At 71.7% G+C, this 14895-nt stretch carries 15 protein-coding genes and 1 pseudogene; 4 read left to right on the top strand and 12 right to left on the bottom strand.

Going from position 1 to position 14895, the window contains the following annotated elements:
* Positions 1-17 precede the first annotated feature (17 nt).
* Genes FHL80_RS05765 through FHL80_RS05775 form a run of 3 tightly spaced genes read right to left on the bottom strand, consistent with a single transcriptional unit; the run spans position 18 to position 933 of the window.
* A complete protein-coding gene (locus FHL80_RS05765; protein WP_138732499.1) occupies positions 18-314 on the bottom strand; it encodes a hypothetical protein in 297 nt (98 codons plus the stop codon).
* The gene (locus FHL80_RS05770) at positions 311-706 is read right to left on the bottom strand and encodes a DUF1622 domain-containing protein (RefSeq protein WP_138732500.1); all 396 of its coding nucleotides are present in this window, start codon (positions 704-706) and stop codon (positions 311-313) included. The genes FHL80_RS05765 and FHL80_RS05770 overlap by 4 nt, the downstream gene beginning before the upstream one ends.
* Positions 703-933: a hypothetical protein gene (locus tag FHL80_RS05775; protein ID WP_216870461.1), complete on the bottom strand. Its 231-nt coding sequence runs from the start codon at positions 931-933 to the stop codon at positions 703-705. Before FHL80_RS05775 ends, FHL80_RS05770 begins: the two co-directional genes overlap by 4 nt.
* Positions 934-1078: 145 nt before the next feature.
* On the opposite strand from FHL80_RS05775, the gene FHL80_RS05780 reads away from it, so the two are divergent.
* Together FHL80_RS05780 and FHL80_RS05785 are read left to right on the top strand one after the other, a co-directional pair.
* Positions 1079-1642 carry a DUF421 domain-containing protein gene (locus FHL80_RS05780; protein WP_138732501.1) on the top strand — a complete coding sequence of 188 codons (564 nt, stop codon included), beginning with the start codon at positions 1079-1081 and terminating at the stop codon, positions 1640-1642.
* A 115-nt stretch (positions 1643-1757) separates the two neighbouring features.
* The gene (locus FHL80_RS05785) at positions 1758-2684 is read left to right on the top strand and encodes a haloalkane dehalogenase (protein WP_138732502.1); all 927 of its coding nucleotides are present in this window, start codon (positions 1758-1760) and stop codon (positions 2682-2684) included.
* Positions 2685-2968: 284 nt separating this feature from the next.
* On the opposite strand, the gene FHL80_RS05790 is transcribed toward FHL80_RS05785, so the two are convergent.
* From FHL80_RS05790 to FHL80_RS05800, 3 genes are all read right to left on the bottom strand, one after another.
* Positions 2969-3640 carry a haloacid dehalogenase type II gene (locus tag FHL80_RS05790; protein WP_138732503.1) on the bottom strand — a complete coding sequence of 224 codons (672 nt, stop codon included), beginning with the start codon at positions 3638-3640 and terminating at the stop codon, positions 2969-2971.
* Between the two features lie 168 nt (positions 3641-3808).
* Positions 3809-4063, bottom strand: coding sequence for an OsmC family protein (locus FHL80_RS05795; protein WP_138732504.1), 255 nt, complete (start codon positions 4061-4063; stop codon positions 3809-3811).
* Positions 4064-4288, bottom strand: coding sequence for a hypothetical protein (locus FHL80_RS05800; RefSeq protein WP_138732505.1), 225 nt, complete (start codon positions 4286-4288; stop codon positions 4064-4066).
* 139 nt (positions 4289-4427) lie between these two features.
* Between FHL80_RS05800 and FHL80_RS05805 the strand changes: the two genes are divergently transcribed.
* Together FHL80_RS05805 and FHL80_RS05810 are read left to right on the top strand one after the other, a co-directional pair.
* Complete coding sequence (locus tag FHL80_RS05805; protein ID WP_138732506.1) at positions 4428-5993, top strand: Na+/H+ antiporter; 1566 nt, start codon at positions 4428-4430, stop codon at positions 5991-5993.
* A 215-nt stretch (positions 5994-6208) separates the two neighbouring features.
* Positions 6209-7585: a DUF2254 domain-containing protein gene (locus FHL80_RS05810; RefSeq protein WP_138732507.1), complete on the top strand. Its 1377-nt coding sequence runs from the start codon at positions 6209-6211 to the stop codon at positions 7583-7585.
* A 643-nt stretch (positions 7586-8228) separates the two neighbouring features.
* Here FHL80_RS05810 and FHL80_RS05815 read toward each other — a convergent pair.
* The 6 genes and pseudogenes from FHL80_RS05815 to FHL80_RS05840 form a co-directional block, all read right to left on the bottom strand.
* Positions 8229-8636, bottom strand: coding sequence for a four-helix bundle copper-binding protein (locus FHL80_RS05815; RefSeq protein ID WP_138732508.1), 408 nt, complete (start codon positions 8634-8636; stop codon positions 8229-8231).
* Between the two features lie 262 nt (positions 8637-8898).
* Entirely contained in the window at positions 8899-10218 is a 1320-nt protein-coding gene (nhaA, locus tag FHL80_RS05820; protein WP_138732509.1) for a Na+/H+ antiporter NhaA, read from the bottom strand.
* 213 nt (positions 10219-10431) lie between these two features.
* The gene (locus FHL80_RS05825; protein WP_138732510.1) at positions 10432-10875 is read right to left on the bottom strand and encodes a MerR family transcriptional regulator; all 444 of its coding nucleotides are present in this window, start codon (positions 10873-10875) and stop codon (positions 10432-10434) included.
* Positions 10875-12296 carry a SulP family inorganic anion transporter gene (locus FHL80_RS05830; RefSeq protein WP_246078485.1) on the bottom strand — a complete coding sequence of 474 codons (1422 nt, stop codon included), beginning with the start codon at positions 12294-12296 and terminating at the stop codon, positions 10875-10877. The genes FHL80_RS05825 and FHL80_RS05830 overlap by 1 nt, the downstream gene beginning before the upstream one ends.
* Before the next feature lie 564 nt (positions 12297-12860).
* Positions 12861-13019: pseudogene (locus FHL80_RS26130) on the bottom strand (MerR family DNA-binding transcriptional regulator); the annotation flags it as partial.
* Positions 13020-13345: 326 nt separating this feature from the next.
* Complete coding sequence (locus tag FHL80_RS05840; protein ID WP_138732513.1) at positions 13346-14836, bottom strand: SulP family inorganic anion transporter; 1491 nt, start codon at positions 14834-14836, stop codon at positions 13346-13348.
* Between the last annotated feature and the right edge of the window lie 59 nt (positions 14837-14895).

Raw genomic sequence — 14895 nt, forward strand, 5'->3', positions numbered from 1 at the left:
GTGCCGGGCGGTCGCTGTCATGGCGCCCACCTCCTCGGTGGTGACGGTGCGGGCATTGACGTCCGGGCGCGCACGGCGGTGGCGCGGCGCAGGCCCGCGGACGCGAGCCGTTTCACCAGTACCAGCAGCGCCGTGCCGGCGAGCTGCACGGGGGTCGGGTCGAGGGCGAGCCGGAGGAGTGAGGCGGCCAGGAGCATGTCCAGGAGCACCGACAGGGTGGGGACGATGCGGCGGGTGGCGAGCAGCGCTGCGGCGGCCGACACCAGTGCCGCGACGGTGACCAGCAGCGCTGCGGTGCTGAGCGCGCCGGTCATGGCGGCGGGGCGGAGGGATCGGGGTCCTTCCGTTCGGCGGCGAGCTGTTCCTGCTCTTCCTTGATCTCCTTGCCGAGGAAGTAGTTCAACGCCGTCCGGATCGCGGCGACCGCGGCGAGCTCTCCGATCTCGCGCAGGGTCGGGGCCACAGCGGTGCGCAGGACGTCGCTGGCGAGCTGGAACTCCAGGCCGAGGGCGAGGTAGCGGCCCAGCCCCAGCCGGACGGCGACGAACCGGTGCGGTTCGTGGCGGTGCCGCACGGCGGCGTCGAGGAAGCGGATGAACGCGATCGCCGCGCCGATGAAGATGATCACGGCGCCGGCGCTCTCGACGAGGCGGACCAGCAGTTCGACGGCGGTCTTGAGGAAGTCCTCGGACACCAGTTCGGTCACGGCAGCGCCACCAGTCCGACGACGCCGAAGGCGTCGAGGGCGACCAGGACAACGGTCGGGATGGCGATGCCGCCGAGCAGGTTGCCGACCCCGCCGAGGGCGCTGCCCAGGTGGAGTCGCTCGGCCAGCACGTCGGTGTAGCTGGACAGCCTGATCCCCGCACCCCAGATCACGGCGGCGGAGGCGACGAAGATCAGCAGGAGGACGAGGGAGGGCAAGGACGACATCGACCCTCCTGGACAGGGCGCGGAGCGGGCCCGGGACAGGGCGGGGGATCTCCAGGATCGATCCGTCTGCCCGTCCGGCGTGCGCGTCTGCGCGGTGCCAGGGTGCTGGCAGGCGGGGGCTCCCGCCATTCGAGGGGAGCAGCGGATGTCCTGGTTGACCAGCTCGTGGTCCGATCTCGGGATCGTCGCGGCCAAGGCCGCCCTCATGTACGGCACGGCGCTGGTCGGTCTGCGGGTGGCCCAGCGCCGGACGCTGGCGCAGTGGACGATCATCGACTTCGCCGCCGCCGTGGCCATCGGGGCGATCATCGGCCGCACCGCCGTCGCCCAGACCCAGTCCTACGCCACCGGCGCGGTCGCGCTGCTGACGATCATCGGAGCGCACCGGCTGGCCAGCCTGCTCCGCTTCCAACCGCTGCTGGGCAAGCCCACCGACTACCGCGTGCGCGTGCTGGTCGCCGACGGTCAGGTCCGGCGGGGCCAGTTGCGTCGCTGCGGTCTCACCGACAACGACCTCTACGCCGAGCTCCGCCAGCGTGGGGTGTTCGACGTCAGCCAGGTCAGGTTCGTGCTGTACGAGGGCAAGGGCGGGTTGACCGTGGTGCCCCGGGACGTCCCATCGCCGACACCGCTGATCTCCGAGGGACTGCGCAGCTCGGTCGGCTACGCGCCGCCGGGAGAAAGCGGAGCCGCGGCTCCCCGGAGGTGACCGTGGCCGGCTCCGGACTTCGGTGGGCCTGTGCAACGTCCGCTCGGGGCCGGCGCGTCGCTCACGTCCGATGGCCGCTCTTCTCCGCCCGGCGGGCGGGCCATACCGTCGGGCTGTGGAGATCCTGCGCACCCCCGACGAACGGTTCGCCGACCTGCCCGACTTCCCGTACGAGCCGCGCTACGTGGAGGTCGACGACCTCGACGGTGGCCGGCTGCGGGTCGCCTACGTCGAGGAGGGGCCGGAGGATGGTGAGACGGTGCTGTTGCTGCACGGGGAGCCGTCCTGGTCCTTCCTCTACCGGCGGATGATCCCGGTGCTGACCGCCGCGGGGCTCCGTGTCGTCGTCCCGGACCTGGTCGGCTTCGGCCGGTCGGACAAGCCGGCGCAGCAGGGCGACCTCAGCTACGCCCGCCACGTCGAGTGGCTGCGGCAAGCGCTGTTCGACCGCCTGGACCTCCGCGAGGTCACCCTCGTCTGCCAGGACTGGGGCGGCCTGCTCAGCCTGCGCCTGGTGGGGGAGCACCCCGACCGGTTCGCTCGAGTGGTGGTGGCCAACACCGGCCTGCCCACCGGCGACCACCCGATGAGCGAGGCGTTCCTGGCCTGGCAGCGGTTCGCCGCGACGGCCGACCGGTTCGACGTCGGCCGGGTGGTGCAGAACGGCACGGTCACCGAGCTCCCCGCCGCTGTCGTCGCTGCCTACGACGCGCCGTTCCCCGACGACTCCTACAAGGCGGCCGCCCGGGTCTTCCCCAGCCTGGTGCCCACCCGGCCGGACGATCCGGCCGCCCCGGCCAACCGCGCGGCGTGGGAGGGGTTGACGCGCTTCGACAAGCCGTTCCTCACCGCGTTCTCCAACGGGGACCCGATCACCGGCGGCGGTGACCGGGTGTTCCAGGAGCTCGTCCCCGGCGCCCGGGGGATGCCGCACACGACACTCGCCGGAGGGGGGCACTTCCTGCAGGAGGACGTCGGCCCGGAGCTCGCACGCGTGGTGCTCGACCTGATCGCCTCGACCCCCGCTCCGCCTGCAGGGTGAGCCGGCCCAGGCGGCCGGGTCAGGCGCCGGCCAGCTCGCCACGACCTCCGAACAGCACCTGGCCTACCCCGTGCTGCACTACTTCCGCAGCCGGGAGCAGGACGCTGCCGCACCGGTCGCCATCGGCCGCCGGCGGCGATTGCACCAGCTGGTGAGGAGCAACGGCTGGTCCTGGTGACGGGCGTCGCAACCCGATCACCGGCGGCGGTGACCGGCGCCGCGGACCGGTCGGGTCCCCGCGTTCCCAGCTGGCGATCGGGGCCCGCCCAGCACCGCGGGCCGGATCAGGCCAACCGGACGGCGAGGTCGGTGAGCGATGGGACGGTGTGACCAGGCGGGGTGAAGTAGTCGGGATACGGGGCGCCGGTGCGGTTGATCCAGACCGTCTCCATGCCCACCCTGCCGGCCCCGTGGATGTCCCAGGGGTGCACGGCCACCAGCATCATGTCGGTGAGTGCCGCCCCGCAGGCGCCGGCGGCGTACTCGTACGCCTCCCGCGCGGGTTTCCATGCTGCGGCGTCCTCGACCGACAGGAGCAGGTCGAAACAGTCACGGACGCCGGCGCGGGTCAGCAGCTGGTCGGCCACCTGGCTGGCGCCGTTGCTCAAGGTCACCAGCCGCTGTCCGGCGTCCCGCAGGCTCCGCGCGCCGTCGGCGACGTCTGCGTGGACCGGGAGCTGGCTGAAGCCGGTCATGATGTGGTCGATCGCTGCGTCGAGGTCCCGCCCCAGGTCCAGGCTGCTGAGGAGCGTCCGCAGCGCTCCGGCTGCCAGCTTCGCGAACGGCTGTTGCGGGCGGGCAGCCGCCAGGGCGAACCCGTCGCGGAGGACCGTCGCAAACCACAGCTTCGCCAGGTGTTCCGGCGCACCGACGTCCGCGAACCGCTGTGCCATCGGTGCCATGTCGGAGAGCGTCTCGTTGACGTCGAACACGACGGCGGACGGGCGACTGCTCATCGGTGCTCCTCGGGTAGCGGCGCCGGCACCTCGCGGCGCGTCATCACCTCGTGACCGATGCCTGCAGGGACCAGGCGGCGACCGCAGGAGAAGCCAGTTCGCCCATCGGCCGGCACCGGCACCGCCTGACGGCCCAACGCAGGCACCGGCCGAGACGAACCGCGCAGATCAGGCGAGCTGGGTGGTGATGTCGATGGCACCCTTCAGGCTGCGTGCCACCGGACAGCCATCGGCGTGGAACCCGAGCACACGCTGCACCTTCTCAGCGTCCTCGGCGGCGATGCTCAGGCCGGTGTAGGTCACCTTGATGCGCTTCACCACCAGCACCTTGCCCTCCAGCTCGACCTCGCCGCGTGCGTGCCCCACCAGACCGGTGGGGTCGATCCGCCGGGCCGCGAGGGCACCGGCGAACGTCCCGGTCAGCTAACCGAGAGCGGCACCGACCAGGTGATCGATCGTGCTGGCACGACTGGGAGCCGTACCCGGCTCGATCCCGTAGTGCTCGGCGATGGCCCCGTGCATGCCGTAGACGGTCGGCTCCTCGTCGCCCGGCAGGTGGGCGGCACGCAGCGGTCCACCGAGGCGCTCGACCCGCACCTCGGAGACGTAGGCGATGTCGGCAACCGGCTTCGTCCTGTCGTCAGTCACGGGTGTCAGCCTCCCAGCCGATGCCCCCCTCCACCACGTGGATGCTGACGGGGCAGGCCAGGCCAATGCGCGATGCCGCTCGGCGGCGACGGCGGGGGATCACCGTGCCTGAGGGCGGCATGGCCGTGACGATGGACAGATGGACGCCGTCGCACTGCTGGGTCTGCTCGCACTGGGAGTCGTCGTGCTCACCCCGGTCGCCGAGGGGATCGGCGTCCCTCAACCCGTCCTGCTGACGATCTACGGCCTGGTGCTCGGAGTCGTCCCCCTGGTTCCCGCACCCGACCTGGCGCCGGACCTGATCCTCCCGCTGGTGCTGCCACCGCTGTTGTTCGCCGCCACCCAGACCACGTCGATCCGCGAGCTGCGGCAGTCCGCCCGGCCGATCCTCGGACTGGCAGTCGGACTGACCCTGGTGACCGCGGGGGCGGTGGCGGTGGTCGGCCACGCGCTGGGTCTGCCCTGGGCGGTGGCCGTCGTCCTCGGGGGAGTGGTGGCCCCGCCGGACCCGGTGGCGGCCAGCGCCGTCGCCAGCCGGCTGCACCTGCCGCCGCGGCTGGTCACGCTGCTGGAGGGGGAGGGGCAGTTCAACGACGCCACTGCGCTGGTGGTGTACCAGCTGTCGGTGATGGCCGTGGTCGCCGGCGGGGTCACGGTCACCGAGGTCGGTGTCGGGCTGCTCGTGGCGGTCGGCGGCGGCATCGTGCTCGGTCTGCTGGGCGGCTGGCTGGCCCGCCGCGCGCTGGGCCTGCTGCATGATGCGGCGACGGAGACCACGGTGACCATCGCCGTCCCGTTCGCCCTCTACCTGCTCGCCGAGCACCTGGGGGCCTCCGGCGTCCTGGCGGTGCTGATGGCCGGACTCTTCCTGCGGGCGACGGTGTCCCGCGAGGTGACCTCGGCCGGCTGGCTGCTGGGGCGCTCGGTGTGGCGCTACGTCGAGTTCGTGGTCAGCGGTCTGTTGTTCGCCTTCCTGGGGCTGGAGCTGACCAGCGTGCTGGGGACGACGGAGCTGCTGGACCACGCCCGCACCCTGCAGGTGGCCGGTGCCGTGGTCGCCGTCCTGGTCCTGCTGCGAGCGGCCACGCTGTTCACCGCCTCCACACTGGCCGGGCGGCGCGCCCGGCGTGCCGATTCAGCGACGCCCTACGGCTGGCGGGAGTCCGCGGTCGCGTCGTGGGCGGGCATGCGCGGGGTGGTGACCGTGGCCACTGCCCTGGCGCTCCCGCAGACCGTGGACGACGGGGGCCCGTTCCCGGCCCGCGAGGAGGTGGTGCTGGTCTCCCTCCTGGTGGTCGTCGTGACCTTGGTGCTGCAGGGGCTGACCCTGGCCCCGCTGATCCGCAGACTCGGTGTGGCCAGCGCTGCGGACGTCGCCGCCGACGCCCGGCGCCTGCACCGGACGGTGACCGAGGCGGCGCTGGAGCACCTTGCGGCGGTCGACGGCCTCGATGACGAGGTCCGGGCCGCGGTGGTGCGGCAGTACGAGAGCCGGCTGGCCTACCGTCGGCACGTCGAGCGTCTCGTCGACGGGGACGCCGGTGGCGAGCGGGCCGGAGACCAGTTGCGGGAGCTGCTCGCGCAGGCCACCGAAGCAGAACGAGAAGCGGTTCTCGAAGCCCGTCGGCGCGGCGACGTCAGCCCGGCAGCCGCGGATGACGTGCTGTTCGACGTCGAGGCGCGGGCGCTGCGCTACGAGGCCTGAGGCACTCCGGCGCGGCGGTCGCCGGTTCCTCGTCGGCGCATCTGCCGTGCCGGACCCGGGACGGTGCCGTCGTGCTCGGCGACGGCCCACCGCCGTCCCCACGACCGGCTGCACCGCACCGGGCCGGAGCGCGGCGTGCAGGTGGAGGAGCCCGACGGCCGGTCGGCGAGCTGGCCAGGACCGGCCGCCGAGCCGGGGACAGGGGAGACTCGGGCATGGGTTTTCCGTCCGGGATGCGCCGCGGGCCGGTCGCCTGGCTGCTCGGCTGGCTGCGCGGTGCGCTGTGGCCCATCCCCTGTCTCGGGGTGCTGCTGGCCATCGGGCTGGGCGTCTTCCTCCCTGCCGTGGACGGCTGGCTCGAAGACCCCGGCGACCACCCCCTGACATTCGTCTTCGGTGGCGGGGCATCAGCCGCGCGGGACCTGCTCGCGGCGATCGCCGGATCGTTGATCTCGGTGACCGGCCTGACGTTCTCCCTCACGGTCGTCGCACTGCAGCTGAGCAGCAGCCAGTACTCGCCACGATTGCTGCAGACCTTCGTCACCGACCGGGTGGTGCAGGTGACGTTGGCCCAGCTGGTGCTGACGTTTGTCTACGCGCTCACCGTGCTGCGGACCGTGCGCACCGAGAGCGCCACCGAGGACGACACCGCCTTCGTCCCGCGACTGTCGATCACCGTCGCCTATCTGCTGACCTTGGGCAGCGTGATCGCGCTGGTGCTCTTCCTCGGTCATCTGGCTCGGGCGCTGCGTGTGGAGACGATGCTGCGGGACGTCCACGACGAGGCCAACGGGACCATCGCCCGGCGGTTGGTCGAGCCGGCCGGCGACGAGCGGACGGCGGACGCCGAAGGGGGACGTCTGGTCGCGCGGGCGGGTCAACCGACACCGCTGTCGATCGGCTCCAGTGGCTTCCTCGTCGGCATCGACGAACGGGCAGCTGCGGCAGCTGCACGGGACGCCGGGGTGGTGGTCGAGCTGGCGGTCCGCGTCGGCGACGCTGTCGTGGCGGGCACGCCCATGGCGCACGCCTGGCCCGCCCGGTCGGCCGACGGATCCCGACTCGAGGCACTGGCGGAGGCGCTGGACGAGGCCGTGCGGCTGGACTTCGAGCGGTCGGCCAGTGAGGACGTCGCCTACGGTCTTCGCAAGGTCGTCGACATCGCCGTGCGGGCGCTGTCGCCGGGGGTGAACGACCCGACGACCGCGGTGCACGCGCTCTCGCACGTGTCTGCGCTGCTGGGCGACTTAGCGGCACGACCGTCCGACGGCCGGAGGATCTCCGACGAGGACGGCGTGGTGCGGGTGGTCGTGCCCGGGTGGCAGTTTCCCGCGCTGCTGCAGCTGGGGCTGGAGGAGCCGCTGCAGTTCGCCGACGGTCAGCCGGCGGTGCTCCGCCGGCTGGCCGGGGTGCTTCGCGAGGTCGCCTGGCGCGCCCGGGGTGGAGGGGTCGAGGACCTGCTGCGCGGTTACGCCGACGCTCTTGCCGGTACCGCGCGGGAGACGACCGCGATCGACGCGGAGGAGACCCGCAGCTGGCGAGCGGCCCTGGACGACGCGCTCGCCGGCCGCTGGTCCGCACCGCACGGCTGACGTCCGTCGGCTGCGGAGCCGCCGCGGCGCCGCCCTCAGGTCCCGACTCGGCTCCGCAGGAGCAGGCCCCCAGCAGCCGAGGACCGGCTCAGCCATCCCGGTGCACAGGGCGGACGAGGACGACCGGGCCGGCGGCGGCCGGGCGGCTGGTGGGCGGCTGGTGGCGAGCCCCCGACGTGCCAGGGGTCGACGGGCACGGCGGTGCGGTGCGTGACCGGGGGAGCGAGCTGAGCAGGTGTGGCCAGCCACGTTCGCCGGCGAACGCGGCGAGCGGGAGCCCGAACGGCACGGGGTGGTCCCCCAGCGTGTGGGGGCCGGACCCACCTGACAGCTCTGGCCCCGCTGTGGCGGGGGCAGCAGAGTGAGGGATGAGCCGCGCCCCCGACGACGTCGCGTCGGTGGTCGCTGAGGTGGCCGCTGCCTCGGCCGAGGAGTGCGGTCTGCCCGGGATGCTGCTGGACGGGTACCTCGCGGCACTGTCGGCGGTGGCGAGCACAGATCGGCGACTGGTCAGCGATGGAGGGGGTGGCCGGCGTCCCTGCCCGAGAGCGCTGAGGCGATCGGCCTCGATCACTCCTCCACGACCCAGGGAAGGGCCACATCCGGTGCAGGCTGACGGTGCAGGCTGACCAGCCGCTCCGGATCAGCCGAGGGCGTTGATGAGCGCCCGGCACGCCTCCTCGCAGCGGCGGCACGCTTCGGCGCAGATGCGACAGTGCTCGTGCATCTCGGCGTGGCTACCGCACTCGTCGCCGCAGCTCTTGCACGCTGCAGCGCAGGCCTCCAGGGCGGCCCGGGTCAAGTTGGCGTCGTACCCGGTGTGCCGGGAGAGCACCCGGCCGGTGGCGGCGCAGACGTCGGCGCAGTCGAGGTTGGTCCGGATGCAGGTGGTCAGCTCCGCCACCATGTCCTCGCTCAGGCACGCGTCTGCGCAGGCGGTACACGCCTGGGCGCACTCCACGCACGCGTCGATGCAGGCGATCAGCGCGTCCCGGTCGATGCCGCCGAGGTCCTTGGGGTAGGTGCTGAGCATGTCGGCTGCGACGGTCATGGGATCTCCTCGGTGAGGGTGGTGGCGGCTCGGGTGCCGCCTGCATGAGTCACTGTCGCTGGACGGTTACCCCGCCGACATGGGGAGTAGACCAGCTACATGACCTCGTCACGTGCCCGTGGCCAGGCACCCGACGAGCAGGTCTCGGCGCCCAGCGGCCGGCGCGGTCTGCGCCGCCGCGCCGGGACAGCCGCTGCTCAGCCCCGACGCGACAGCTGCGGGTCGAAGGTGTGCCTCGCGGGACAGGGGATCGGTGCCCGACCTAGGTGACCGGGTTGTTCGGCCGCTCGTAGACGTCGGGCACGCCGTCGGCGTCGGTGTCGAGGGTCTCCTCCTCGCACAGCCGTCGGTAGCGGCGGTTGCGCAGTCGCAGCAGCACCGCGGCGACCAGGGCCGCGATCAGGGTGCCTGCCAACACCCCTACCTTGACGTGCTCGTCGCGCTCGGTGCCGGCGCCAAAGGCCAGTTCGCCGATCAGGAGGGAGACGGTGAAACCGATCCCCGCCAGTAGTGACAGGCCGATCACGTCGGGCCAGCCGAGGTCACGGCTCAGCTCCGCACGGGTGAACCGGCTGACCAGCCAGGTGGCGGCGGTGATCCCGATGGTCTTACCGACGATGAGGCCGAACATGATGCCGACGGCGACGCTGTCGGTCAGCGCGGCGCCGAGGCCGGACAGCCCGCCGATGGTGACCCCGGCGGAGAAGAAGGCGAACACCGGAACGGCGAACCCCGACGAGAGGGGCCGGATGCGGTGCTCGAAGTGCTCTGCCAGTCCCGGGCCGGCGCCCGGGCCGCCGGCGGCCTCGCTGCGCACCACGGGCACGGTGAACGCCAGCAGGACCCCGGCCACGGTTGCGTGCACCCCTGACTCATGCACCAGCACCCAGGTGAGGATGGCCAGCGGGAGCAGCAACCACCACGAGCGGATGCGCTTCTGCACCAGCAAGCCGAAGACGGCCAGCGGGATCAACGCCAGCAGCAGCGGGGTGACGGCGAGAGAGGACGTGTAGAAGACCGCGATGATCGTGATCGCCAGCAGGTCGTCGACCACGGCCAGGGTGAGCAGAAAGGTGCGCAGCGCGGTGGGCAGGTGGGTGCTGATGACCGCCAGTACGGCCAGTGCGAAGGCGATGTCGGTGGCGGTCGGGATGGCCCAGCCTGCCAATGCGCCGTCGCCGGCGCCCACGTTGGCCAGTGTGTAGAGCAGCGCGGGCACGGCCATGCCGCCCACCGCTGCGGCCACCGGTAGGGCCGCCCGGCGCGGGTCGCGCAGGTCGCCGGCGACGAACTCCCGCTTGAGCTCCAGCCCGGCGACGAAGAAGAAGATGGCCAGCAGCCCGTCGGCGGCCCAGGTGCCCAGGGTGAGGTCCAGGTGCAGGCCGGCCGGGCCGACCCGGGTGTCCCGGATGGTCTCGTAGGCAGCGGACCAGGGGCTGTTCGCCCAGATCAGCGCGGCGAGTGCGGCGCAGACCAGCAGCACCCCGCCGACCGTCTCCCGCCGCAGGATCCCAGCGATGCGGCTTGCCTCGGGCCAAGAGCCCCGATCGAACAGGCGGAACGACGGAGCGGCGGTGTTCACGAGGCGGCTCCCGACAGGGATGTGTCGCTGGACGATCCGCCGACGCGACTCACCGGCTCGACGGCAGCCAGGCTACGGGAGCACCGCCCGTGTCGTCTCAGGTGGCCAGGTCCCGATGCGCGTACCGCCAGGCGCCACGGCCAGCGAACACAGCGACGGACAGCATGCCGAGCGTGAACGCGAGCAGCGCGGCACCCGTGCACGGCAGGGTGTTCAGCGGTGGGTGTCCAGGTGGTCGGTCAGCGTCCCGGCAAACCCCTCGGCAAAGGCGAGCTGCTCCCGCAGCGCGGTGACCCGGGCGGTGGCCGCTTGGTGGAACATCGCAAGCCGGTCGATCAACGCTGCGCGGTCGCCACGCTCGTGGGTGAGGTCGTGGAGCAGGTTGAGCAGCTCCTGCATCTCGTCCAGGGAGAAGCCCAGCGGCTTCATCCGCTTGATGACCTCGAGGCGTTCGACGTCCTCGTCGCTGTAGAGCCGGAACCCACCGTCGCTGCGGGTGGTGGGGACGACGAGTCCGGTCTCCTCGTACCAGCGGATCGTGCGCAGGCTCAGCCCGGTCCGCTCAGCGACCTGCCCGATCTGCATGAGCCCCGCGCGGGGGTTCGGCCTCCGCTCCTCAGCGGTGGGGGCCGTCGTCGACCTGTCGGTGGGGGACATCAGTGACCTCCGCTCAGCTGCCCGGCGTGCCGCTCGTAACGGGCCGCGGAGTGGTCGCTGAGCCCGACCACGGTCGCAGTCTTGCCCCGAGTCTCGTACTTGTGGGTGATCGCGTCGAGTGCCGCGACGGTGGAGGCGTCCCACACCTGGGCGTTGGACAGGTCGATGACCACCTCGGCGGGGTCGCCGGCGTAGTCGAACTGGGTGTAGAGGTCGTTGCTGGAGGCGAAGAACAGCGCGCCGTGCACCGAGTACACCCGGCGGCCCTGGTCGTCGGTGGTCGCGGTGACCTCGACCAGGTGGGCGATGCGCCGGGCGAAGGCCACGCAGGCGACCAGCACGCCGACGCCGACGCCGATGGCCAGGTTGCTGGTCCAGACCACCACGGCGACGGTCGCGAGCATCACCACGGTCTCGCTGCGCGGCATGGTGTGCAGGGTGCGCAGGCTGTGCCAGTCGAAGGTGGCGATCGACACGAAGATCATCACCGCGACGAGGGCGGCCATCGGGATGATCGCCACCACGTCGCCCAGGGCCACGACCAGGATGAGCAGGAAGACACCGGCGAGGAAGGTCGACAGCCGGGTGCGGGCGCCGGACTTCACGTTGATCATGGTCTGGCCGATCATGGCGCAGCCGCCCATGCCGCCGAAGAAGCCGGTGACGATGTTGGCCACGCCCTGGCCCCAGGACTCGCGGGTCTTGTCGGAATGGGTGTCGGTGATGTCGTCGACCAGCTTGGCGGTCATCAGCGATTCCATGAGCCCGACGAAGGCGACGCCGAGTGCGTAGGGGGCGATGATCCGCAGCGTCTCGAAGGAGAGCGGGACGTCGGGCAGGGCGAGGAACGGCAGGCTGTTGGGCAGTTCGCCCTCGTCGCCGACGTTCGGTACGGCGATGCCGATGACCACGGTGACGACGGTGAGCACGATGATGCTGACCAGCGGCGCGGGGACGGCATTCGTGATCCGGGGCAGCCCGAAGATGATGGCCAGCCCGACGGCCACCATCGGGTAGACCAGCCAGGGCACGTCGATGAGCTGAGGAAGCTGGGCGGTGAAGATCAGGATCGCCAGGGCGTTGACGAAGCCGACCATGACGCTGCGCGGGATGAATCGCATGAGCTTGGCGAACCCGGCCAGCCCGATCAGGACCTGGAAGATCCCGCCGAGGACGACGGCGGCCAGCAGGTAGCCCAGCCCGTGCTCGTGCACCAAGGGGGCGATGACCAGGGCAACGGCACCGGTCGCGGCGCTGATCATCGCCGGGCGGCCGCCGGTGAAGGAGATGACCACGGCCATCGTGAAGGAGGCGAACAGGCCGACCCGCGGGTCGACGCCCGCGATGATGGAGAAGCTGATCGCCTCGGGGATCAGCGCCAACGCCACGACCAGGCCGGCGAGGACCTCGGTGCGGGCCACTCGGGGAGACAGCCAGGCCGGTCGGCCTGGTGCGGACAGTGCGGGCAGGGAGGACATGCCACCGTCTTCGGGTCGAGCGCCATCCGGCGCGGGTGTCCGCATGGGCGCGGGTGGGAAGAGGTGCGGCGCTGCACCCCGAGTCGGGACCCGACCTGCAGAGGCTGCCGTCGGGCGGGTGCGCCGATCGTCCGCGGTCGGGGTGTGCAGTCCCCGGCGGTCTCAGCGCCTGCACAATCTAACCCTTACGTGACGTAGTTGTTCCCTCCGGCTGGGCGGCGAGCCTCACAGCCCGGAGCGCTCGCGATCGGAGTCGGCAGCGGCGTCAAAGCTGCTCGATCTCCAGGTGCAGGCCGGTGGCGAAGGTCGCGGCTGCCGACCACTGGGCGTGCGGCTCGGTGACGCGCTGGTCGGCCAACTCCCGGTACATGGTGAGCCGCTCCACCAGGTGAGGGTCCGGCGCTCCGGTGCCAGCCGCCGGGGACCGTCCGCGGAGCCGTCGAGGATCTTCATGACCTCGCGGATCTCCTCGATGGTGACGTTCAGTGGTTTCATGCGGCGGATTGCGTGCAGCCGCACGACATCGCTGCCGGTGTAGAGCCGGAAGCCGCCGCTGCTGCGGGCAGTGGGGCTGACCAGGCCGCTCTCCTCGTAGAACCGGATGGTCCGCACGCTCGGACCGGTCCGCTCAGCGACCTCGCCGATCTGCATCTGCCGCTGGTCCATCAGAGCCTCCGATCCGTCCCGATCGACCTGACGTGATAGTGGAGTTGGCGCACGGTCGGCCCGCGGGTCGTGACGGTTGCCCGGTGGGCCAGTCGGGCCCTGGCGGTCGAGGTGACCCCCAGACCAGGCGGTGACCGGGGGCCCGTCGTCGTGGTCGGGCCCGGGTGCGGAGCCACCACGGTTCGTTCCCGGTAGAAGGCACCTGGGTGTGCAGGCCCCCCACGCGCTGATGAAGGTGGTCCGGAGCGGTCGGGCGACCAGCAGCTGACCGCCCCGGAGGTCGATCCGCCGTGCGGGGTGCGGCGGCGGTCACCTCGTCGACGGCATCAGTGGGCACCGGCGAGCTGGCCGCTGTGTCGCTCGTAGCGGTGGGCCGAGTGCCCGGTGAGGCCGACGACCTCGACCTGCTTCCCGCGGGTGGCGTACTTGTGCGTGATGGCGTCCAGCGCGGCGACCGTGGAGGCGTCCCAGACGTGGGCGTTGGACAGGTCGATCACGACGTCGGCGGGGTCGCCGGCGTAGTCGAACTGCGTGTAGAGGTCGTTGCTGGAGGCGAAGAACAGCGCGCCGTGCACCGCGTAGACACGGGTGGAGCCGTCAGGGTCGGTGACACTCGTGACGTCGACCAGGTGGGCGACCCGACGGGCGAAGAGCACGCAGGCGACCAGCACACCGACGCCCACCCCGATGGCGAGGTTGTGGGTGGTCAGGGTGACCGCGACGGTGGACAGCATCACGGCGGTCTCGCTGCGGGGCATCGTGTGGATGGTTCGCAGGCTGTGCCAGTCGAAGGTCGCAGCGGCCACGAAGATCATCACGGCCACGAGGGCGGCCATCGGGATCAGTGCCACCACGTCGCCCAGGGCGACGACGAGGACGAGCAGGAAGACCCCGGACAGGAAGGTCGACAGCCGGGTGCGGGCGCCTGACTTCACGTTGATCATGGTCTGGCCGATCATGGCGCACCCTCCCATGCCGCCGAAGAAGCCGGAGGCGATGTTGGCCACGCCCTGGCCCCAGGACTCACGGGTCTTGTCCGAGTGGGTGTCGGTGAGATCGTCGACCAGCTTCGCGGTCATCAGCGACTCCATCAGCCCCACGAAGGCCACGCCCAGCGTGTAGGGCGCGATGATCGTCAGCGTCTCGAGGGTGAACGGCAGGTCGGGGATCCCGAAGAACGGCAGGCTGTCCGGGAGCTCCCCCTCGTCGCCCACGTTCGGCACGGTGAGCGAGGCGGCGACGGTGAGCCCGGTGAGCACGACGATCGACACCAGAGCGGCGGGGAACGCCGTGGTCAGCCGGGGCAGGCCGACGATGATGAGCAGCCCGACGGCGACCATCGGGTAGACCAGCCAGGGGACGTCCACCAGCTGCGGCAGCTGCGCCATGAAGATGAGGATGGCCAGGGCGTTGACGAAGCCGACCATCACGGCTCGCGGGATGAACCGCATCAACCGGGCGAACCCTGCCAGGCCGAGGAGCACCTGGAACACCCCGCCCAGGACGACGGCGGCGAGCAGGTATTCCACGCCGTGCTCCAGGGCCAGGGGCGCCACGACCAGGGCGATGGCACCGGTAGCGGCGGTGATCATGGCGGGGCGGCCGCCGGTGAAGGCGATGACCACGGCCATCACGAATGAGGAGAACAGGCCGACCCGGGGGTCGACCCCGGCGAGGATGGAGAAGCTGATCGCCTCGGGGATCAGTGCCAGCGCGACGACGATGCCGGCGAGGGCCTCGGTGCGGGCGACTCCCGGGGAGAGCCAGGTGGGTCGGGTCAGGCGCGGCTTGGGCGGCGCCTGCAGAGCAGAGGTCATGTCACCGTTTCCGGGTCATGCGCCTGGTGGCGCGTGGGCGTGCAGCACTGCGGAGCGCC

It is taken from the genome of Modestobacter excelsi (assembly GCF_005930495.1).
In the GTDB taxonomy this organism is placed as follows: domain Bacteria; phylum Actinomycetota; class Actinomycetes; order Mycobacteriales; family Geodermatophilaceae; genus Modestobacter; species Modestobacter excelsi.

Bases quoted from the DNA above. Each gene is read 5' to 3' on its own strand.
- FHL80_RS05765 (WP_138732499.1), bottom strand. From the start codon at position 314: ATGACCGGCGCGCTCAGCACCGCAGCGCTGCTGGTCACCGTCGCGGCA.
- FHL80_RS05775 (WP_216870461.1), bottom strand. From the start codon at position 933: ATGTCGTCCTTGCCCTCCCTCGTCCTCCTGCTGATCTTCGTCGCCTCC.
- FHL80_RS05780 (WP_138732501.1), top strand. From the start codon at position 1,079: ATGTCCTGGTTGACCAGCTCGTGGTCCGATCTCGGGATCGTCGCGGCC.
- FHL80_RS05790 (WP_138732503.1), bottom strand. From the start codon at position 3,640: ATGAGCAGTCGCCCGTCCGCCGTCGTGTTCGACGTCAACGAGACGCTC.
- FHL80_RS05805 (WP_138732506.1), top strand. From the start codon at position 4,428: ATGGACGCCGTCGCACTGCTGGGTCTGCTCGCACTGGGAGTCGTCGTG.
- FHL80_RS05810 (WP_138732507.1), top strand. From the start codon at position 6,209: ATGGGTTTTCCGTCCGGGATGCGCCGCGGGCCGGTCGCCTGGCTGCTC.
- FHL80_RS05815 (WP_138732508.1), bottom strand. From the start codon at position 8,636: ATGACCGTCGCAGCCGACATGCTCAGCACCTACCCCAAGGACCTCGGC.
- FHL80_RS05825 (WP_138732510.1), bottom strand. From the start codon at position 10,875: ATGTCCCCCACCGACAGGTCGACGACGGCCCCCACCGCTGAGGAGCGG.
- FHL80_RS05840 (WP_138732513.1), bottom strand. From the start codon at position 14,836: ATGACCTCTGCTCTGCAGGCGCCGCCCAAGCCGCGCCTGACCCGACCC.